Genomic DNA, 21,251 nt, shown 5'->3' on the forward strand with positions numbered 1-21,251 from the left:
CCAAAAGCGGTTCCTGCTTCAGTTCACCAGACGCAGCTGTCTGACCTGACGTGCGATCGCCTGAAAAACCTCGTCGATCTCGCTGCCCTCTACATCATAGTAGTGAGAGGGCGAGGATGCGCAGTTGCGCATCTGTGTCTTGGCCGCAGCCGGGGCTTCGAACGCAATCGTGTAGATTTCGACGTTGCGCTCGCTCGACTTGGCCAGGTCGCAGATGGAGTAGAAGCGCGTGACATTCTGGCTGGCCGAGGTGATCTGTGTCTTGTCGCCAGAGGGGCGGTGCTGGAGCTCGACAGTCGGGTTTTCCTCATGCGTGATATCCGTGGGGCGCTTTTGTTCGGTGATCTGCCCATCCGTCATCAGCACGATATACTTGGCCGTGTCGGGGTCTTTCCAACCGGCGGGACGGTTCGAGAACTCTTCGGGCACCAGCCCGGCGGTGGACATGGCGGCAAAATCCGCCTGCGACGTCGGATCTAGCAGGGCAAGTGCGTACTTCATCGCATAGGCTGTGCCGGTGCCGTCGTGCATGGGCATGTCGGTGATGAATTGCTTGAGCGCGGTGGCATTATTGGATGCGTACTGAATCGCGGTGTCATCCTGCGGGCACCAGCCCCATTCCATCACACTGGCCGCAATGGTCCAGTTCATGAAATGCGCCGTTTGCGCATAGGCCCCGAGGCTGGGCAGACCGGCATGGGTGAAGTCAGCGGCACCCAGTTCCAGGCAGGACGATACGTTGGGGTACAGATCGTCTTCGGTGCCACCATCCTCTTCATCCAGCGGGACGGAAGCATAGCGTGTCCCGCCCAAACGGTTGAACATGAACGGGCCGGGATTGGTCTGGCCTGCATAGGGGATCAGGTTGATCGACGTGTAATCGGCCAGATCGTCTTCCAGCAAGGTGTCGATGAAGTTGCGCGCCGCCGGGCGCAGTTCGGTCATGCGATCCGAGTAGCGCATGGATCCGGAAATATCCAAAACCATCGAGATTTCAATGTTGGGCACCTCTTCGGTCGCGGTGCCTGCGGTAAAGACGGGCAAGGTGTCCTTGCCCATCAGGCGCATGAACTGCGTCGGCGTCGTGGTGTTGGAGGTCGCGCTGACCGTGCGATAGTTCAGCCCCTCGTCGATACTCAGGCTGGTGACGGCATCATCAAAGCCGGACTTGAGAAAGTAGTCCTTCACCACATCGGCAGGTTCCAGGGTCTGATCCAGATCAGCCGCGGCCAATACGGCACGGTCCAGTGTGTTCTGGCGTTTGGTGCGGTCCATCTCGTTGCGCATCAGGTCGACGGCGATACCCCCGACAAGGATCATCATCATGAACATGAACAGCGCAAAGATGGTCATGGACCCGTCTTCTTCGCGGGAAAAGCGGTTAATGCGCTTTGTGGCAGAATTCAAAACAGACATCGTAACCTCTGGCAGCAAGGAGACTATAGTGAGGCAATAAGGGGGCAAATGTGGCAGAAATCTGGCAAACTTGCAGACGATGTAAGGCACTGTGGCAAGGGTAGAAACAGTCCGGTTCCCGTGGGTCGGATCGTGCAGCAATTCGATTCAATTGCTTTGCTATTTCGGGAATTTCAAAAAATGCACAAAAAAGTCGCATGAGTTAACGGAACCGTCATAGGCTGCTCGCACAGACTGCGGATACGCGAGTCGAACCGGAACAAGGAGACACCGGATGAGCACACCAAACGAGCCGAGCTTTCGCGAGAGCGTTGACATCATGTTCAACCGCGCAGTGGCGCTGATGGATTTGCCGCCGGGTCTCGAGGAAAAGATACGGGTGTGTAATGCCACCTATACCGTGCGCTTTGGTGTGCGCCTGCGTGGCCAGATCCAGACCTTTACCGGGTATCGCTCGGTCCATTCCGAACATATGGAGCCTGTGAAGGGCGGCATTCGGTTTGCCTTGGGCGTGAACCAGGACGAGGTCGAGGCGCTGGCCGCCCTGATGACGTACAAATGCGCGCTGGTCGAGGCACCCTTTGGCGGCTCCAAAGGTGGTCTGTGCATTGATCCGCGCGAATATGATGATCACGAGATGGAACAGATCACGCGCCGCTTTGCCTATGAGCTGATCAAGCGCGACCTGATCAACCCCAGCCAGAACGTGCCCGCCCCCGACATGGGCACGGGCGAGCGTGAGATGGCGTGGATCGCCGATCAGTACAAGCGCATGAACACGACCGACATCAACGGCGTGGCTTGCGTCACGGGCAAGCCGACCAACGCGGGCGGTATCCAAGGCCGGACGGAAGCCACGGGGCGCGGTGTGCAATATGCGCTGCGCGAGTTTTTCCGTGACAGCGAGGGCGTGGAAAAGGCCGGGCTGTCTGGCACGCTGGACGGCAAGCGGGTTGTGGTGCAGGGGCTGGGCAACGTGGGCTTCCACGCGGCCAAGTTCCTGGCGGACGAGGACGGGTGCAAAATCGTCGGTATCATCGAGCGTGATGGCGCGCTGACCGATCCCAAAGGGCTCGATGTCGAGGCGATCCGCCACTGGATTGGCACTCACGGTGGCGTCGCGGGATATCCTGATGGCACCTATGTGGAAAACGGCGCAGTCGTCCTCGAGGAAGACTGCGATATCCTCGTGCCTGCGGCCCTCGAGGGGGTGATCAACCTGAGCAACGCGGAAAACATCAAGGCTCCGCTGATCATCGAGGCGGCGAACGGGCCCGTCACCGCCGGTGCCGATGCCATCCTGCGCGACAAGGGGGCAGTCATCATTCCAGACATGTACGCAAATGCGGGCGGTGTGACCGTGTCTTACTTCGAGTGGGTCAAGAACCTCAGCCACATCCGCTTTGGTCGCATGCAGCGCCGTCAGGAAGAGGCACGCCACCAATTGGTTGTGGACGAGTTGGAGCGGCTGAGCCGTCACCTTGGTGACAAGTGGAGCATGACGCCCGATTTCAAGGACAAGTACCTGCGCGGCGCGGACGAGTTGGAACTGGTCCGCTCTGGCCTCGATGACACCATGCGCGCGGCCTACCAGTCGATGGCCACTGTCTGGCACGAGCGTGACAACGTCGATGATCTGCGCACCGCTGCCTACCTTGTGTCTATCGGCAAGGTGGCCGACAGCTACCGCGCCAAGGGTTTGTAAGCCTTGGGGCCGGGCGATTGCCCGGCCTCACCACTTTTTCGGACATCACATTGGCGTTTGCGGCTGCCACCCTGGTGATCCCCGTACTCTCGCATCTCTCTGAAGACTGCGGCTTGCGCCCCGCAATCCGCTGGAAGACTGCAATCGGTCGCTGGCGGACCGGCCGATGTCGAAAAGCGCAAGGGCGGGCGAACGCCCCCTTGCTACACCGTCGCAGATGGTGATTGTTGTGCCGATGACGCGGGATGACACGGGGCGGAGATGCGCATGCGCTTTTCAGGGCTGAAGGTCCTTGCCGAAGGGCTGACAGGGAACAAAGGATGGGGGCCGCATTGGCGCAGCCCCGAACCCAAGGCCGAGTATGACATCGTGCTGATCGGCGGCGGCGGGCATGGGCTCGCGACCGCGCACTACCTTGCCAAGGTGCATGGGCTCACGAATGTGGCCGTGCTGGAAAAAGGGTATCTTGGGGGCGGCAATGTGGGCCGCAACACCACGATTGTGCGTGCCAATTACATGCTGCCCGGCAACTCGGAATTCTACTCACACTCGCTGAAGCTGTGGGAAGGTCTGGAAGAAGACCTGAACTACAACGTCATGCATTCCCAGCGCGGGATCATCAACCTGGTTCACTCCGACGGACAGCGCGACGCCTTTGTGCGGCGTGGCAACATGATGATCGGGCAGGGTGATGACGCGATCATGCTCGATACGGCGGGTGTGCGAAAGATGTTGCCGATGATCGATTTCGATCAGACGCGGTTTCCGATCTATGGCGGTTTGTATCACAAACGCGGAGGCACGGCGCGCCATGACGCCGTGGCTTGGGGCTATGCCCGCTCTGCCAGTGATCGCGGTGTCGACCTGATCCAGCAATGCGAAGTCACTGGCATCGACGTCGTGAACGGTGTGGTCAAGGGCGTACAGACAACCCGCGGACCCATCCGGGCGAAAAAGGTCGGGATGGTGGCGGCGGGGCGGTCAAGCCAGGTGGCGGCGATGGCGGGCCTGCGCCTGCCCATCGAAAGCCATGTGTTGCAGGCTTTTGTCACCGAAGGTTTGAAACCCTGCCTCGATCACGTGGTCACTTACGGAATGGGCCACTTTTACATCAGCCAGTCCGACAAGGGCGGCCTCGTCTTTGGTGGCGATCTGGACATGTATTCCAGCTATGCCGCACGTGGGAACCTGCCGCTGGTCGAACATGTCGCCGAGGCCGCGATGACGCTGATGCCCCAGATCGGCAAGGCCCGGATGCTGCGCAGCTGGGGCGGGATCATGGACATGTCGCCCGACGGATCCTTCATCATGGATCGCACGGACATCGCCGGTCTCTACGTCAACACCGGCTGGTGCTATGGCGGGTTCAAGGCAACGCCAGCCTCGGGCCATACCTTCGCGCATTTGCTAGCCACCGATACGCCGCACCCGACCACCGTTCACCACCGTCTGGATCGGTTCCGGACCGGGGCGGGGATCATGGACGAAGAGTCGACCGGCTCGCAACACAACCTGCATTAAGGGCTTTCGAGATGTTGGATGTGCATATTTCTGGAACAATGAACCCGGGCGGTGTCGCCCATGAGGGAGGCGTCTGATGCGACTGCCCTGTCCGATCTGTGGTGAGCGGGATCACCGCGAGTTTTACTACCAGGGTGCAGCCGTCATGTTGCAGCGCCCGGCGCCTGATGCGGGCGAAGACGTCTGGGACAATTACCTGCACCTGCGCGAAAACCCGGCGGGCGATCTGGAGGAATTGTGGAGCCATGATGCAGGCTGTGGCGCGTGGTTGAAAGTCACCCGCAACACGGCGACTCACGAGGTCAAGGAGGCGGTTCTGGCAACCGAGGTGGCGCGATGAGGGTGGATGGCAAGGGGCTGATCGACCGCAGCCAGTCGGTGTCATTCCGCTTTGATGGCACGACCTATCGCGGACATCCGGGCGATACGCTGGCCTCGGCCCTTCTGGCGAACGATGTGCGCATGGTGGGCCGCTCGTTCAAATACCACCGTCCGCGTGGCATCCTGACGGCAGGCTCAGAAGAGCCCAATGCACTTGTAACCGTGGGCACGGGGGCTGCAACCGACCCGAATGTACGTGCCACTGTGCAGGAAATCTATTCAGGGCTGGAGGCGCGCAGCCAGAATGCCTGGCCCTCGCTGAGTTTCGATCTGCTCAGCGTCAACGATCTGGCTGCGCCGTTCCTTGGGGCCGGGTTCTACTACAAGACGTTCATGTGGCCTCGCGCATTTTGGGAAAAGGTGTACGAGCCTGCAATCCGCAGGGCTGCGGGCCTTGGCGCATTGGGGGGCGTCAAAGACGCGGATCACTATGAAAAGGCGTATGCGTTCTGTGACCTGTTGGTGATCGGCTCTGGCCCTGCCGGGCTCATGGCGGCGATGGTAGCGGCGCAATCGGGTGCGCAGGTCATTCTTGCGGATGAGGACAGCCGCATGGGCGGTCGCCTGAACGCCGAAACCCTATCCGTCGATGGCATGCCAGGTGCTGCCTGGGCGGCCAAGACGGTTGCGGCCCTTGCAGAAATGGATAATGTCCGCCTGATGCCCCGCACCACGGTGACGGGGGCATATGATGGCGGCACCTTCGGCGCGCTCGAGCGTGTGTCGCATCATGTGGATGGCGTGCCCCGGGGCGGCGTCAAGGAAACGTTCTGGCGCATTGTGGCCAAACGGTCCGTGCTGGCCGCTGGGGCTATCGAACGGCATATCGCATTTCAGAACAATGACCGCCCCGGCATCATGGGTGCGGGCGCTGTGCGCGCCTATCTGAACCGCTGGGGCGTGGCGCCGGGCAAGGCGATCACCGTCTTTGCCAACAACAGCGATGCGCATCGCACGGCGATGGACCTGCAAGAGGCCGGTGTCCACGTCGCTGGCGTCATCGACAGCCGCAAGGACGCGCAAGCGCTTGGCGACTACCCGGTCATGGCCGGTGCGCAGATCATAGGCAGCCATGGGCGCAAGGGCCTGGAGGCGATCAGCGTACAGACGTCTTCGGGCACCGAACGGATCATGACCGACTGTCTCGCGGTCTCTGGCGGATGGAACCCAACGGTGCATCTGACATGCCATATGAACGGACGCCCGGTCTGGAATGCAGATATCGCCAGCTTTGTCCCGTCCCCCGGTGCGATTCCGGGGATGGAGACTGCGGGGTCCTGCAACGGAACCTTTTCCACTGCGGCCTGTCTGGCAGAAGGGGCTGCTGCGGCTCAAACCAGTCTGGCCGCCCTCGGGATGACTGCTGCGTCGGTTGAGATGCCGGTTTCAGATGACAGCCCCTATGTTGTCGAGCCACTTTGGGCGGTGCCGGGCAAAGGGCGCGCATGGCTCGATTTTCAGAACGACGTGAGCGTGAAGGACGTGAAACAGGCCGCGGTCGAAAATTTCACCTCGGTCGAGCATATGAAGCGGTACACGACCCAAGGTATGGCGACGGATCAGGGCAAGAATTCGAATGTCACCGCGCTGGCCCTGTTGGCCGACGCCACCGGGCGCGGCATTCCCGAAACCGGCACGACGACCTTCCGCCCACCCTACAGCCCCGTTGCGTTGGCGGCCTTCGGGGCAGGTGCGCAAGGCAAGGGATTTGCACCCGAGCGCAAGACCACGAGCCACGCGGCAACCGTTGCCGCTGGCGCACCAATGATCGAGGCGGGGTTGTGGTATCGCCCGTCATATTTCCCGATCCCGGGCGAAAAGACCTGGCGCCAGTCCTGTGATCGCGAGATCGGCTATGTGCGCGAGGCCGTCGGGGTGTGCGATGTCTCGACCCTGGGCAAGATCGACATTCAAGGGCCGGACGCGGCCAAGCTGCTCGACTTTGTTTACACCAACATGTTCTCGACCCTGAAGGAAGGGCGGGTGCGGTACGGCCTCATGCTGCGCGAGGACGGGTTCGTCATGGACGACGGCACCACCGCGCGACTGGATGAAAACCACTATGTGATGACAACCACAACGGCTGCCGCCGGGCAGGTCATGCGCCATCTGGAATTCGTCACCCAGGTCCTGCATCCCGGATGGGATGTCCGCATCATGTCGGTGACCGAGCAATGGGCGCAGTTTGCCGTCGCGGGCCCCAAGGCGCGCGAATTGCTGAACGGAGTGTTGGACGCCACGCTTGATAACGATACCTGGCCGTTCATGTCCTGTGGGCCGGTGACATTGCAGGGCTTGCAGGGGCGGCTGTTCCGCATCTCGTTCTCGGGCGAACATGCCTATGAGCTTGCTGTGCCCTCCCGCTACGGCGACAGCCTGTTCCGCCTGCTGGTCGCGCGGGCTGAGGCGTCGCAGGGCGGGGCGTATGGGATGGAAGCGCTGAACGTTCTGCGCATTGAAAAGGGGTTCATCACCCATGCCGAGATTCACGGGCGCATCACCGCATCCGATTTGGGGATGGATCGGATGTTGTCGCAGAAAAAGGATTTCATCGGCAAGACCATGGCCGCCCGCCCCGGTCTGTTGGCCGAAGGGCGCGAACAGCTGGTCGGCCTCAAACCCGTCGGTCCGGTGAAGCAGTTGACTGCGGGCGCGCATATCTATGCGGACGGGGAAGAGGCCGTGCGTGAACACGATCAGGGCTACATCACCTCGGTCGGGTTCTCGCCCACGATGGGCCATTTCCTTGGCCTCGGGTTCGTGTGCGACGGGCTCACACGACACGGTGAGGTGTTGAACATGGTGGACCATCTGCGCGGCATCCAGACGCGGGTCGAACTGTGTGATCCGGTGTTCTTTGACCCCGAGGGAGTACGCACACGTGGCTGATCTGATCGCAAAGAGCCCGCTGGATGACATGGCGCCCCTGACAGTGGGTGGGGTTACACTGGCCGAGGTCGATCTGGGCACGCTCACATCCGTCGCGCCCTATCACGGGCGGGCAAAGGCAGCGGGCGCAGCGCTGAAGGACGCGCATGGCATAGCCTGGCCCGCACCCAATCGCACCACGGGCAAGGAGGGCGCGCGCGCCATCTGGTTCGGCCGCGAGATGACGTTGCTGGCCGGACCTGCGCCCGATGCAGGTCTTGCACAACACGCGGCGCTCACCGATCAGACCGACGCGTGGACAGCAGTGCATCTGTCAGGCCGCGGGGTCGAGGACGTGCTGGCGCGCCTTATCCCGCTGGATCTGAGTGCAGCCACCTTCAAGCGTGGTCACACGGCACGCACGCAGGTGCAGCATATGAACGGGTCGGTGACGCGTGTGGGGGCGGATGCCTTCCTGATCCTCGTCTTTCGATCCATGGCAGGCACGCTGTTGCACGATCTGCAAAGGGCCATGGAAAGCGTCGGGGCCCGGGGATAGAGTGTCGCGACGATTCTCGTGACCCTGCCATGCCGGAGCCTGCCATGACCCGCTTTTCCCTGATCCTTGCGACTGCCATGCTGGCGTCACCTGCCCTTGCCCAGGACAAGGCGGAAAGCTGCGGCTATCAGGCCGAAGTGGTCGCCGCCGTCCAGCAGGCGCGCCTTGACCGCGTGTCGGAACGCGACGTGCAGACGCACATTCTGGGGCAAAGCCCAACATGGCCCGAACAGTACAACAGCGCCATTCCGCTGGTTACACCCTGGGTCTACGAGCAAAAGCGCAAGGTCATTCGCGACGAAAGCCTCGCGGATGCCTGGAGCGAGTTGTGCCTGCAGCAGTAAGCGCGCTGGACTCTGCGCCGCGTCGCCCCAATATTATGTGAATGAGCCTGCCCCCGGGATTTCTGGACGAATTGCGCACCCGCCTCAGCCTTGGTCAGGTTGTCGGGCGCAAGGTCATGTGGGATGCGCGCAAGTCCAATCAGGGCAAGGGCGACCTGTGGGCACCATGCCCGTTCCACCACGAAAAGACGGCCTCGTTCCACGTCGATGACCGCAAGGGCTATTACTACTGCTTTGGCTGCCACGCCAAAGGGGACGCCATCAGTTTTGTGCGCGAGACGGAAAATGTCGGCTTCATGGAAGCGGTCGAGATCCTCGCAGGCGAAGCGGGCATGCCCATGCCCGAACGCGACCCGCGTGCGAAGGAAAAATCGGATCGGCGCACGCAACTGGCCGAAGTCATGGAAATGGCCGTCCAGCACTTTCGCCTGCAACTCAAGACTGGGGCCGCAGCAGAGGCGCGTGCCTATCTTGAACGGCGTGGACTGGACGGGGCGGCGCAGGATCGCTGGGAAATCGGGTTTGCCCCGGATGCATGGCAGGGTCTCTGGGATGTGCTCAAGGCCAAGGGGGTCGAGGATGATCTGATCCTTGGCGCTGGCCTTGCCAAACCATCGCAAAAGGGCGGCAAGCCCTATGACACGTTCCGGGGCCGCATCATCTTTCCGATCCGCGATGCGCGTGGGCGCTGCACCGCCTTCGGGGGCCGCGCGATGGACCCCAATGACAACGCCAAATACCTGAACTCACCTGAGACTGAGCTGTTTGACAAGGGGCGCAGCCTTTACAACCACGGCCCGGCCCGCACGGCGGCGGGCAAGGGCCAGCCTCTGATCGTGGCCGAAGGGTACATGGATGTCATTGCATTGGCGGAACACGGCTTTGGTGCTTCGGTCGCGCCGCTGGGTACGGCCATCACCGAACACCAACTGGCGATGCTGTGGCGGATCGCGGACGAGCCGATCATTGCACTGGATGGCGACACGGCCGGCCTGCGTGCCGCGATGCGCCTGATCGATTTGGCGCTACCCGCGCTGGAGGCGGGTAAATCCCTGCGCTTTGCGCTGATGCCGCAAGGACAGGACCCCGACGATCTGCTGAAGGCGCAAGGGGCGGGCGCGCTGCAAAAGCTGCTGGACGACGCCATGCCCATGGTCAAGCTGCTGTGGCAGCGCGAAACCGAAGGCAAAAATTTTGACAGTCCTGAACGCAAGGCGGCCCTCGACAAGGCGCTGCGCCACAAGATCAAACTGATCGCCGATCCATCGATCCGCCAGCATTACGGGCAGGAAATCAAGGATCTGCGGTGGGCCCTGTTCCGCCCGCAACGTGCGCCAAATGGCCGTGGCGGCCAGGGGCGCTGGCAACCTCCGCAAACCGCCATGCCCAGCACCAAATCCTCGGCGCTTGCGACGGGCAACGACCATGTTGCCGTGCATATGCGCGAGGCGGCGATCCTTGCGGCCCTCGCACTGACGCCTGAAGTCAGCGAAGAATTCGAAAGCGGGCTGGAGGGCCTGACCTGCGCCGATCCGGACCATGCCGTATTGCGCGACCTGATTCTGCGGCACGGATACCTGGGAGCAGAGGTGTTGCACGAAAAGATTTTCAGCGCACTGGGCCCCGAAGCCCTTGATAACCTGCTGTCATCGCGCCATGTGGCAATCATTCCCTGTATCCGCACACCAGGCAATGCCGAGATGGCCCGCATGACCGTGGCCGAAGAGCTTGCAAAACTCAGCGCGGCAAAGGGGCTGGACGCAGAGATCGCAGATGCGGTGCAGGACCTGGAAGGGGTCGCGGACGAAGGGGTGACCTGGCGGCTCAGTCAGGCGGCCGCAGCAGCCGCTGATGCAACCCGCAGTAGTAAGGAAGATAACGCCGAATATGACACGGGCGACAATGGCGCGCGAATCAGTCGGCACGAAAGAGACGCGTTTTCCGCGTTGATGGACCAGATCAAGTTTTCAAAGCCGGGACGGTGATGCGTTTTGGCCGCGAATCCTTAGGAAAATACATGTAAGAGGGTGGCCGAATCACCCTGAGCACGAAATGATTCTGGCAGCGATTCGGGCAAGCGAATCGTTCAGGAGCCCCGGTAAAGGAGCCCAGTATGGCCGCGAAAGACACGAACGAAGACTCCAAGACGGACGATCACGACAACGAGCACTCGCTTGATATGAGTCAGGCCGCCGTGAAGAAGATGATCGGTGATGCCCGCGAAAAAGGGTATATCACCTACGATCAGCTCAATACGGTGCTGCCACCCGATCAGGTGAGTTCGGAACAGATCGAGGACGTGATGTCGATGCTGTCCGAAATGGGCATCAACATCATCGAGGATGAAGAGGCCGAAGAGGAAGAGCAAAAGGGCTCGACCGATGTGGTCGCCACCGAAGGCACCCGCGATCTGACCCTGGGCGCCACGGGGCAGGAAAAACTAGACCGGACAGATGACCCCGTGCGCATGTACCTGCGCGAGATGGGCAGCGTCGAACTGCTGTCCCGCGAAGGCGAAATCGCGATTGCCAAGCGGATCGAGGCCGGCCGTAACACGATGATCGCGGGCTTGTGCGAAAGCCCCCTGACATTCCAGGCCATCACAATCTGGCGCGACGAACTTCTGAGCGAAGAAATCCTGCTGCGCGACGTGATCGACCTTGAGGCGACATTCGGCAACACGATGGGTGAAGAGGGCGAAGAGGTCGCGGAACCCGTTGTTCCCGCCGCCGGTGCCGCCCCGACCGAGGAAAAGGCGGATGCAGGCCCCGAGCTTGACGCCGACGGCAACCCGATCGCCAAGGATGACGACGACGACGAGGATGAACAGGCCAACATGTCGCTGGCCGCAATGGAGGCTGCGCTCAAGCCCCAGGTTCTCGAAACGCTCGACGTGATCGCCAACGACTACGCGATGCTCAGCGAAATGCAGGACAGCCGGATTTCGGCCACACTGAACGAAGACGGCTCATTCTCCTCGGGTGACGAGGAGATGTATCAGAAGCTGCGCGCCGAGATTGTTCTGCTGGTGAATGAACTGCACTTGCATAACAACCGGATCGAAGCGTTGATCGACCAGCTTTACGGCATCAACCGCCGGATCATGCAGATCGACAGCGCCATCGTGAAACTGGCCGACCAGGCCCGCATCAACCGCAAGGAATTCGTGGACGCCTATCGCGGTCGCGAGCTTGACCCCGGCTGGCTGGACGAAATGGGCGGCAAGACCGGTCGCGGTTGGCAGATGTTCATCGAACGCTCCGCCGAAAAGGTCGAAGAACTGCGCACGGATATGGCGCAAGTCGGCCAATATGTCGGCCTTGATATCTCTGAATTCCGTCGCATCGTGCAGCAGGTCCAGAAGGGCGAGAAAGAAGCCCGGCAGGCGAAAAAGGAAATGGTCGAAGCCAACCTGCGCCTCGTCATCTCCATCGCCAAGAAGTACACGAACCGTGGCCTGCAATTCCTCGACCTGATCCAGGAAGGCAACATTGGTCTGATGAAGGCGGTCGACAAGTTCGAATACCGCCGCGGCTACAAGTTCTCGACCTACGCCACGTGGTGGATCCGTCAGGCGATCACCCGGTCCATCGCGGACCAGGCCCGAACCATCCGTATCCCCGTGCACATGATCGAAACGATCAACAAACTGGTCCGTACGGGCCGCCAGATGCTGCACGAGATCGGCCGCGAGCCCACGCCAGAAGAACTGGCCGAAAAGCTGCAAATGCCGCTCGAAAAAGTTCGCAAGGTGATGAAGATCGCCAAGGAGCCGATCAGCCTCGAAACCCCCATCGGGGACGAGGAAGACAGCCAGCTTGGCGATTTCATCGAGGACAAGAATGCCGTGTTGCCGCTCGACAGCGCCATTCAGGAAAACCTCAAGGAAACCACCACCCGCGTTCTGGCCTCGCTCACCCCGCGTGAAGAACGCGTGCTGCGCATGCGCTTTGGTATCGGTATGAACACCGACCACACGCTGGAAGAAGTTGGCCAGCAGTTCAGCGTAACGCGCGAACGTATCCGCCAGATCGAGGCGAAGGCGCTGCGCAAGCTCAAGCACCCCAGCCGCAGCCGCAAATTGCGCAGCTTCCTCGATCAGTAAGCGTCAGAAAATAGTCGGGGACGGTGGTCGCAGCAGCACCGTCCTCAGCACTCGTACCTGCCACAACAGCCAAGGAGACAGCCCATGTCACTCTTGAAAAAACTGTTTGGAGGTGGCGGATCACCTGAGCCCGCGGGTGAAACCTACAAAGATTTTCGCATCATCCCGACGTTGCAAAAGGAATCCGATGGCTACCGCCTGTCTGCCCGGATCGAAAAGGATGTGGACGGCCAAACCAAAACCCACAGCCTGATCCGCGCCGATACCATAGCCTCGCACGAGGATGCTGTGGCCGCCACCATCGCCAAGGCCAGGCAGGTCATCGACGAACAGGGCGACGGGCTGTTCCGCTGACGGGGCAGGGTGCATGCAAAACACGTTCCACATCCGCACCCAAGGCCAGGGTCTTTACGAGTTCACACGCGACGTCACCGGCTGGGTGCAAGGCGATGGCCTGCTGACGCTGTTTGTCCAACACACCTCGTGTTCGCTGCTGATCCAGGAAAACGCGGACCCGGAGGTGCAAACGGACCTCGCCAACTTTTTCAAACGTCTTGTGCCCCCGTCAACCGATCCGTCGATGTCATATCTGACCCATACCTATGAGGGTCCGGACGATATGCCCGCGCATATCAAGGCGGCGCTTTTGCCCGTCAGTCTGCAAATCCCGGTGGCGCATGGACGTCCGCTCTTGGGCACGTGGCAGGGGATCTACCTGTTCGAACACCGCGACGCGGCAAAGACACGCACGGTCGTCTGCCACCTCGGCTGACCCTGTGTGCGTATGTGAATTGGCACATCGCCCTTGCACAGTTCCGGGAAGGGGCCAAATTGTATTCTGCGGCCGCCGACAAGGTGGACATGTAAAAGGAGACTGCCCGTGCTGAGACCACTTCTGATGGCCGCGCTTGCCACCATGGTTACTGCCCCAACCATCGTCTCGGCACAAAGCCTGACACGGCGGGACATTTTCGAAATTCCGGTCTACGCGCTGAATGCAGGCTCGTTCGAGGTGATCGAAAGCGACGGGGCAGGTGGCACACAACTGTGGTGCGCCGCCGGCATCTATGCGCGCGAGGTTTTGGGTCAACGCAGCGGATCACTGTACATTGAGGAAGGGCGTGGCCCTGCCGTTTCGCTGCAGGGTCGCGTAGGGGTTCGGTTTACAACGCAGCCTGTGCCCAACGCCTTCTCTGCGTTTACACAAGGTGTGTGGCGGACAGGCCAGGTGTTCAGCATCAATCACGCCTATGCCTTGTGCAACGACACGCCAAACCTCAGGGTACAGGTCCGCTGATTGGCGCGAATGTCTTGCAGCGCCTGTAGCGCTTGGCTTCCCACGTTTGAGTGCGAAAGCGTGAACGAATAGGCCGGGCGGCGCGAAGGCGTTCAAATTTATTGAAATATATCAGCATGCTGGGTGTCTTGAGCCGCATGGCGATCAAGTGATTTCCTGTTCAACGCCCTGACGCCTACTTCTTATGGGGAAAGGAGATTTGATATGTTGAAACAGTATTTTGCTGCGGCTTTGGCCGCTTTGATCACCGCCCCGACCCTTGCACCAGCCCAGGATTCTTCGAGGCGCGAGCGCTATACGTTGCCAGCCGTGCAGATTGACGCCAATTCATTCGAGATCATCGAGGCGGACGGCGCAGGCAATTCACAGATATGGTGCGCGGCCGGGATCTACGCCCGCGAAGTCCTGGGTCAGCGCGATGGCGATCTGGCCGTCGAAGTGCCGCGCGGGCCGTCGCAGACCACACCGGGGCGCAGAGCGGTCGTGTTTACCACGGCGCCTGTTGAGGGTGCGTTCAGTTCAACTTCGCTCGGCATTCGCAAGGCCGGGCTGACCTTTTCGGCAGGGCATGCCCATGCGCTCTGCCGTCAGTTCCGCAATCTCAAGGTACGTGTCGGCCCAGACACCCTGTTGCGCCGCTGAAATCGACACGGCTGAAATGACACCGCTCATCTAGCGGTGTCATTTCCCCTCTACCCAAAACCTAGGCGACCCCCTATAGTTTAGGTGATAAGGGGGAAATCCCCACTACAGGCAGATAATTCGAAGGGGGATGCGCGATGCGCTGTCCGTTTTGCGGCAATATTGACACTCAGGTAAAAGACAGCCGACCGGCCGAGGATCACGTGTCCATCCGGCGCCGTCGTTTCTGTCCGGCATGCGGTGGCCGCTTTACCACATACGAACGAGTGCAATTGCGCGACCTCGTCGTGATCAAGTCGAATGGCAAACGCGAAGACTTCGACCGGGACAAGCTCGAACGCTCGATCCGCATCTCGATGCAGAAACGCCCCATCGACCCCGAGCGCATTGATCAGATGATCTCGGGCATTGTGCGCCGTCTTGAATCCATGGGCGAAACCGACATCCAGTCCACCACCATCGGTGAGATCGTGATGGAAGCGCTGCAACGGATCGATACGGTCGCCTATGTGCGCTTTGCAAGCGTCTACAAGAACTTCCAAGCGGCGGACGATTTCGACAAGTTCGTTCAGGAATTGCGGCCCGACGCGCCTTCGGAAGAGTGAGCGCAGGGGCAGACACCCGCTATATGCGCCTTGCCCTCAGCCTTGGTCGGCGCGGGCAGGGCCAAACCGCACCCAACCCGGCTGTCGGCTGTGTGATCGTCAAGGGTGGTCGCATAATCGGGCGTGGCTGGACCCAGCCGGGCGGGCGCCCGCATGCGGAGACTGTGGCACTGGCCCAAGCGGGCGACGCCGCGCGAGAGGCCACAGTATACGTCACGCTTGAACCTTGTGCGCATCACGGCAAGACACCCCCTTGCACTGACGCGCTTGTCGCGGCCCAGGTAGGGCGGGTCGTGATTGCCGCCCTCGACAGTGACCCCCGTGTGGATGGTGCCGGCATCGCCAAGTTGCGTGCGGCGGGCATCGCCGTCGAAACGGGCCTGTGCGGGCATGAGGCCGAGGCCGACCTTGCCGGGTTCTTCCTCAAGACGGAACAGGGTCGCCCCTTTGTCACCCTGAAACTGGCCAGCAGCTTTGATGGGCGCATCGCCACGGGCACTGGCGAAAGCCAGTGGATCACCGGACCCGACGCGCGCCGTCAGGTACATGCCATGCGCGCGAGGCACGACGCCGTGATGGTCGGCGGCGGCACGGCACGGCACGATGATCCCTCGCTGAACGTGCGCGGTCTGGGCGATGTCCGCCAACCGGCGCGTGTCGTCGTGTCCCGGCGGCTGGACCTGCCGTTGTTGGGCACGCTGGCGCGCACGGCCAAGGACATCCCGGTCTTGTTGTGCCACGGGCGGGATGCGGACCCGATGCTGCAACAAGCCTGGCGTGATCTTGGGGCGGAGTTGTTGCCGTGCAACGCGCGTGGTGCGCAGTTGGACCCCAATGCCGTCTTGCAACAGCTGGGCGCGCACGGTCTGACGCGGGTGTTCTGTGAAGGGGGCAGCGCATTGGCGGCCTCGTTGATCGAGGCGGATCTGGTCGACCGGCTGGTTGGTTTTACCGCGGGCCTGACCATCGGTGCCGAGGGCTTGCCCAACATCGGTGCCCTGGGCCTTGGGCAACTTTCAGAAGGGGCGCGGTTCGAACTGGTGTCGCTGACACGCGCAGGTGACGACATCTGCCATGTCTGGAAGCGACCCCGACCGCACTAACGCCACAGATGGGCGCGGCTCGCCAGCAGGCCCTGAAGTTTTGACAGTGTGCGATTGGCAAGCCCGGGATGGGGAACCGTACCGGTTGCCAAGCGTTCGACCACCACTTCGACCGGGCAAGGCAGGCGGGTGACCGGATCGAAATAGCGTGGATAGTCGATCAGCGTGGCATGGACCAACCCGTTCAACGTGATGTCCTCGCGCCTGCGTGCAGGCACCTCGCCGCGATCCTCGGTCAGCCCCCAGCCCGCATAGAACGGGGCGCCGGTGGTCACGACACGCACGCCCCGCAACAGCGCCTCGAACCCGGCGAGCGAGGTCATGGTCCACAATGTGTCAACGGCCCCCAGCAGGGCCGTGATCTCGGCATGATCGGCAACCACGTCGGCAACGTCGCTGGCATCAAAAGCGCCCGCGCGCAGCCCGGCCTCTACATCCGGATGTGGCTTGTAGATCAGGGTGGCGTCCGGATGTGCCGCACGCGCGGTTTCCAGCAAGGCCCTGTTCGTTGCGATCTGCCCTGCGCCGGTGCGGATGGAGGCGTCATCCTCCACCTGTCCCACGACCAATACGCGAGGCCCATCGGGCAAGGCGGGCAGGGCACCCCCGAGGTTATACTTGCTGACCTTGTCCCGCGTCAGCGCGGTGATCAGCGCCTCGGTCCGTGCCACCTGATCGGGGCGCAAACTGCGGCGCGCTTGGATCAACGCCTCAAGTCGACTGGGCTGGGCCGGATCGTAATAGATACCCAGATCGTCGGTGACCAAGGACAGGGGCGGAACCAGTTCTGCTCCCAACCCGCGGGAGCGCAGGAACCCATCCTCGACGCGCACAGCGCTTTCATGACCCACATCCGCCTTGCCTGCCCACACCATCCAGGGACGTCCCGTTGCCCGCGCGCGGGCCGGATCATCCTCGAACGTCATGGGGGTGTGGCGGCCGAACACCTGTTGTAGCGGGCGGCGTTTCCACAGCCGCATGCCACTGGCGACCCAGCCATGCCGGTCCGCCCGCCAGGCGCGCGTTTCGGCGGCAAGCGTTTCGATGGCGGTCTCAAGTTCGCACAGGCGATCCCGGAACGGATCATACCATTTGGGATAGAGGATCATCGTGGCGGCAAAGAGTTGCGCGCGCGTCAGCCGCCGTTGACGGCGTTGGACGGGAAATTCGTCCTGCGTCAGACCCCACCCGGCATAAAAGGGCTGCCCGAACAGGCGTGGTTTGTGTCCAGCCAGAATGGCCTCGAACCCCAGACCGGAAGACACCGTATAGATGGCAATCGCGCCCTCCATCAGCGTCCAGGGGCTGACCGGGTCTTCCAGCAATTGCACGCGATCATTGGTGTCATCAGATGTGAAATAGCCCTGGCGAAAGCCTTGCGCCGTTTCGGGATGCGTCTTGATCAACACGCGCGCACCGGGATGCTCTTCCTGCGCCACGAACAGCATCTCGAGAAACCGGTTACGATCTGCGCCGGAGGCGGTCACAGAGGCATCGCCACGTGTCTGGTCGATCACCAAGACGTAGCCGGGATCGGGAACCGGGACTTCAGGGTCAAAGGCTGTGTATTTGCTCAGATGCGCTTCGGCCATCCGCGCCATGGCACCGCGCGCGCGGTTCAGCAGGGCCGTGTCATCCAGCGGATGGGTGGCAAGTAGCTCTTCGAGATCCGAAGGGCCTGCAGGGTCAAAGTGAACGCCCTTGTGGTCTATCAACAGGCCCAAAGGTGGGCTGCCTGTACGCCCCGGGAAAAGCGAGCGCAGGAACGCGTCCTCGATACGGACCACTGGCGTGTTGTGTTTGGCCGCTATGCCCAACCCACGATGCGCTGTCGGCGAATTGCCCCAGACTCCCACCAGGTCATCCGCATCCGGCAGGCCCAGTGATACGCGATACCCTGCAAGGCGCAGAATGCGGCGCACCCGCGACTGGGTCAGGAAACCACCGTTGTAAACGAAAAGCCGCCGGGCCTTTTCAGGTCCGGCGGCGGGATCAGACAGATGTGTCACACGCAGCGCCCTCGGGATCAGTCGCCCGCGAGGCTGGACAAAGTGTTCACCGAACCAAGGGGGCCGGTCAGGGCCGAGATGATCTTGGTGAACTGGGTGTATGGCGCTTCGGTCACGTAGATCGTGTCGGCGTCACGGATGACAAAGTCACGGGCCTGGAACATGCCATTGGGCTGGGTCAGGTCCAGAACATAGACAAGGCGTTGCGCGCCCGTCAGGTCATCGCGGCCAAGCACGATATTGGCGACTTCGGCAGGTTCGTTGCGGAACACGAAGATGCCTGTGGGATCAGCGGTGGCCGATTGCAGGCCGCCCACCTGGGCAATCGCCTCGAGCGCGCTGAGGTTTTGGGATTCAAACGGAACACGGGCCTGCCCACCGGTGGCACCAAGGGCGGTAAAGGCGCGTGTGTCCTCTTCGACCAGAATGCGGTCACCGCCACGCAGGGCGATGTCGAGTTCGGGGTGGTCATACAGGTCCTGGAACCAGATCTGGCTGCGCATCGCGCCGCGGATCACAGTGACTTGCGCAATTTCGGGAACGATTGTTACCCCGCCCGCGCGCGCCAGCATGGTCGACAGCGTCCGCGTGGGCCGCTCGATCGCGTAGACGCCTTGGGCCCCGACCGACCCGATCAAGGACACGGTCGACCCGTCACCCGCAACGCGGCGCACCTGCACCTGCGGGTCCGGTGTCTGGTCTTCGAGCTTGGCGGTGATGATACGGCGAATGGCGTCGGGCGAGTTGCCCGCGGCACGGATGCGACCCGCATAGGGCACAAAGATGAAGCCCGCGCCATCGACTTGCACTTCTTCGAGGATGGTCGAGTTTTGCGCCTCGCCAGCCAGCAGGCCGTCGTCGACGTTTTCCCAAATGGTCAGGCCCAGCACGTCACCAGGGCGGATGGTGTCTGACCCGATCACGCCTGCATTGATGAATTCCTGAGAAAAGCCAAGGGCCGGTGTCACGGCCGTCGCGCGCGTGACGCGATCATTGACCGACACGATGAAGGCATCGCCTTCTTGCTGGACGGATCCGGAAAAGATTTCGCGTTTGCTGGGACCAACCTGCGGCAAGCCACAGGATGCAAGAATGCCGAAAATGCCCAACAGCGCGCCCACACGCGCCAAGCGGAATGATTGGAAAATCACTGCTCGGTCTCCTCGACCTGTTCTTGTTCTGCCTCACGACGCGGGTTTGCCCACATCATTCTTTGATTGCGGCGCTTTTTCGTACCGCTGATTTGGGGTCAAGCTACCGGACTCTGGGAATAAAATCTAGCCATAGGGGTAGTGGTCGTCAGGTCACCAACCGCAACTGTTGCCGTGGAGCCGCGGTGCCCGAGGCCAGCGCGTCATAGGGATCTTCGGGTGACAGCATCATATCGACCACCTGGCGCAGCAATTGCCGCCGACCCCTGGCCGAATAAAACCCGCCCGGCAACTGGCTCGTTTCAAGCAGATAGCGGCGGTAATCCTTGTAGGCGCGGTTGTCCGGGCGCGATGCGCCGGCAAAGAAATCCTGCAAGGGCTGATCGCTCACGAACTCGGGTTTGGCAAAGACGGCGCGCCCGAACACCTTGAGCGGAATACCGCGCCACAGCACCTGCTGCGCGGCGGTGGAATTCACGGTGACGGCGGTGCGCGCATCGTTGAGAAGCTGGGCCAGTTTGCCGCCGCGGACATAGTGGACCCGGCCCTGCAGACCGTGCGCGCGCGTCAACTGGCGGATGGTGCGGCGAATGGGGGATCGCCCGTCTTCCAGTGGATGCGCCTTGATGACGAGGTGGTGATGGCCGGGGGCGCCGGTTGCGAACCCCTTGATCACCAGTTCGAGAAAGTCGGTCATCGTCTCGAACGGCGAGTGCTGTTGAAAGCTGCTGTCATGTTCCAACTGCAACAGGGCCAGATGATAGGGAAAGCCGCCATAGCGGATGCGCAGCGTGGCCTGCATGCGGTCGAGCGTGTGCACGGGCATCAGGATCAGCCGCTGCAGGTAAAGTTTGAATTCGTTTGCGACCGTCAGTGCCCGGTGCGGCTGGAAGTTGCGGTAATCTCCGTTCCGGAACATGACGAACCAGTGATAAAGCGCGCCGTAAAACACGTGCTGGCGCATGTCACCCCAGTTGCCCGGGGGCAGCGGCGCCTCCATGTCGGACATGGCGAGCGCCTCTTGCATCTGCGCGACGCTCATATCCATCAGACGGGAATTGCCGTTTGTGCCGCCCCGCTCATAGGTGACCCAGTAGGGGCGCATGTACCCTTCCTCGAACACGTGGACGGTGATGCCGCGCCGTTTGGCTTCGGCCACCGCCTCGGCATGGATTGGGCGCACGTCGCCATAAAGGACAATGTCGGTCACGCCCTTGGCGTCGATCAGCTGCTGGAACGTCTCGGACCAGTCCGCAGCCTTGCCGCGATAGGGGATGTAGCTGCGGGGGTGGAACCAGAATGCACGGTCGCCCGCATTGAAACCGACACGCCACACAGTGGCCCCCGCCCGCCGCAGCATTGCGCCAAGGCGGTGAAAAAACGGTCCGTGCGGCCCCTGCAAAAACAGGAAGACGCGGGATTGGGGGGCGTGCAGTGTCATCTTGTCCCTGATACGCGGCATCTCTTGATCCATGATGAACATCTGACTGGGGCGGATTTATGGCTCAACTGGGAAAAATCCGCAATGCGCGTCACCCTTGCCCT

General features: G+C 61.6%; 18 protein-coding genes. 14 read left to right on the forward strand and 4 right to left on the reverse strand.

Annotated elements, in window-relative coordinates; all coding sequences use genetic code 11:
- Positions 1-18: 18 nt before the first annotated feature.
- Positions 19-1,353 (reverse strand): pilus assembly protein TadG-related protein, encoded by a 1,335-nt coding sequence (locus tag ACMHLQ_RS16880; protein WP_415401871.1) that lies wholly within the window; start codon positions 1,351-1,353, stop codon positions 19-21.
- A 337-nt stretch (positions 1,354-1,690) separates the two neighbouring features.
- On the opposite strand from ACMHLQ_RS16880, the gene ACMHLQ_RS16885 reads away from it, so the two are divergent.
- The 14 genes from ACMHLQ_RS16885 (at position 1,691) to ribD (ending at position 16,546) form a co-directional block, all read left to right on the forward strand.
- Positions 1,691-3,121 carry a Glu/Leu/Phe/Val family dehydrogenase gene (locus ACMHLQ_RS16885; protein ID WP_415401872.1) on the forward strand — a complete coding sequence of 477 codons (1,431 nt, stop codon included), beginning with the start codon at positions 1,691-1,693 and terminating at the stop codon, positions 3,119-3,121.
- Between the two features lie 267 nt (positions 3,122-3,388).
- Positions 3,389-4,642 (forward strand): sarcosine oxidase subunit beta family protein, encoded by a 1,254-nt coding sequence (locus ACMHLQ_RS16890; RefSeq protein WP_415401873.1) that lies wholly within the window; start codon positions 3,389-3,391, stop codon positions 4,640-4,642.
- Positions 4,643-4,718: 76 nt separating this feature from the next.
- Positions 4,719-4,982 carry a sarcosine oxidase subunit delta gene (locus tag ACMHLQ_RS16895; RefSeq protein ID WP_415401874.1) on the forward strand — a complete coding sequence of 88 codons (264 nt, stop codon included), beginning with the start codon at positions 4,719-4,721 and terminating at the stop codon, positions 4,980-4,982.
- Complete coding sequence (locus ACMHLQ_RS16900; protein ID WP_415401875.1) at positions 4,979-7,912, forward strand: sarcosine oxidase subunit alpha family protein; 2,934 nt, start codon at positions 4,979-4,981, stop codon at positions 7,910-7,912. Before ACMHLQ_RS16895 ends, ACMHLQ_RS16900 begins: the two co-directional genes overlap by 4 nt.
- Positions 7,905-8,450, forward strand: coding sequence for a sarcosine oxidase subunit gamma (locus ACMHLQ_RS16905; RefSeq protein WP_415401876.1), 546 nt, complete (start codon positions 7,905-7,907; stop codon positions 8,448-8,450). Before ACMHLQ_RS16900 ends, ACMHLQ_RS16905 begins: the two co-directional genes overlap by 8 nt.
- A gap of 44 nt (positions 8,451-8,494) precedes the next feature.
- On the forward strand, positions 8,495-8,794 hold the full coding sequence (locus ACMHLQ_RS16910) for a hypothetical protein (protein ID WP_415401877.1): 300 nt from the start codon (positions 8,495-8,497) through the stop codon (positions 8,792-8,794).
- 41 nt (positions 8,795-8,835) lie between these two features.
- Positions 8,836-10,779, forward strand: coding sequence for a DNA primase (gene dnaG / locus ACMHLQ_RS16915; protein ID WP_415401878.1), 1,944 nt, complete (start codon positions 8,836-8,838; stop codon positions 10,777-10,779).
- Positions 10,780-10,907: 128 nt separating this feature from the next.
- Entirely contained in the window at positions 10,908-12,899 is a 1,992-nt protein-coding gene (rpoD, locus tag ACMHLQ_RS16920; RefSeq protein WP_415401879.1) for an RNA polymerase sigma factor RpoD, read from the forward strand.
- Between the two features lie 84 nt (positions 12,900-12,983).
- Positions 12,984-13,253 carry an HlyU family transcriptional regulator gene (locus ACMHLQ_RS16925; RefSeq protein ID WP_415401880.1) on the forward strand — a complete coding sequence of 90 codons (270 nt, stop codon included), beginning with the start codon at positions 12,984-12,986 and terminating at the stop codon, positions 13,251-13,253.
- Between the two features lie 13 nt (positions 13,254-13,266).
- Positions 13,267-13,671 (forward strand): secondary thiamine-phosphate synthase enzyme YjbQ, encoded by a 405-nt coding sequence (locus ACMHLQ_RS16930; protein WP_415401881.1) that lies wholly within the window; start codon positions 13,267-13,269, stop codon positions 13,669-13,671.
- A gap of 108 nt (positions 13,672-13,779) precedes the next feature.
- Entirely contained in the window at positions 13,780-14,196 is a 417-nt protein-coding gene (locus ACMHLQ_RS16935) for a hypothetical protein (protein WP_415401882.1), read from the forward strand.
- Positions 14,197-14,400: 204 nt separating this feature from the next.
- Positions 14,401-14,838 (forward strand): hypothetical protein, encoded by a 438-nt coding sequence (locus tag ACMHLQ_RS16940; protein WP_415401883.1) that lies wholly within the window; start codon positions 14,401-14,403, stop codon positions 14,836-14,838.
- 137 nt (positions 14,839-14,975) lie between these two features.
- The gene (nrdR, locus tag ACMHLQ_RS16945) at positions 14,976-15,443 is read left to right on the forward strand and encodes a transcriptional regulator NrdR (protein WP_415401884.1); all 468 of its coding nucleotides are present in this window, start codon (positions 14,976-14,978) and stop codon (positions 15,441-15,443) included.
- Between the two features lie 23 nt (positions 15,444-15,466).
- Complete coding sequence (gene ribD, locus ACMHLQ_RS16950) at positions 15,467-16,546, forward strand: bifunctional diaminohydroxyphosphoribosylaminopyrimidine deaminase/5-amino-6-(5-phosphoribosylamino)uracil reductase RibD (protein ID WP_415405300.1); 1,080 nt, start codon at positions 15,467-15,469, stop codon at positions 16,544-16,546.
- Here ribD and ACMHLQ_RS16955 read toward each other — a convergent pair.
- From ACMHLQ_RS16955 to ACMHLQ_RS16965, 3 genes are all read right to left on the reverse strand, one after another.
- A complete protein-coding gene (locus ACMHLQ_RS16955) occupies positions 16,543-18,555 on the reverse strand; it encodes a capsular polysaccharide biosynthesis protein (RefSeq protein ID WP_415401885.1) in 2,013 nt (670 codons plus the stop codon). The two genes, ribD and ACMHLQ_RS16955, sit on opposite strands and share 4 nt — an antisense overlap.
- A gap of 17 nt (positions 18,556-18,572) precedes the next feature.
- Positions 18,573-19,703 carry a polysaccharide biosynthesis/export family protein gene (locus tag ACMHLQ_RS16960; RefSeq protein WP_415405302.1) on the reverse strand — a complete coding sequence of 377 codons (1,131 nt, stop codon included), beginning with the start codon at positions 19,701-19,703 and terminating at the stop codon, positions 18,573-18,575.
- Between the two features lie 151 nt (positions 19,704-19,854).
- A complete protein-coding gene (locus ACMHLQ_RS16965) occupies positions 19,855-21,180 on the reverse strand; it encodes a capsule biosynthesis protein (protein ID WP_415401886.1) in 1,326 nt (441 codons plus the stop codon).
- Positions 21,181-21,251: the final 71 nt, after the last annotated feature.

It is taken from the genome of Tateyamaria algicola (assembly GCF_047715485.1).
Classification (GTDB): domain Bacteria; phylum Pseudomonadota; class Alphaproteobacteria; order Rhodobacterales; family Rhodobacteraceae; genus Tateyamaria.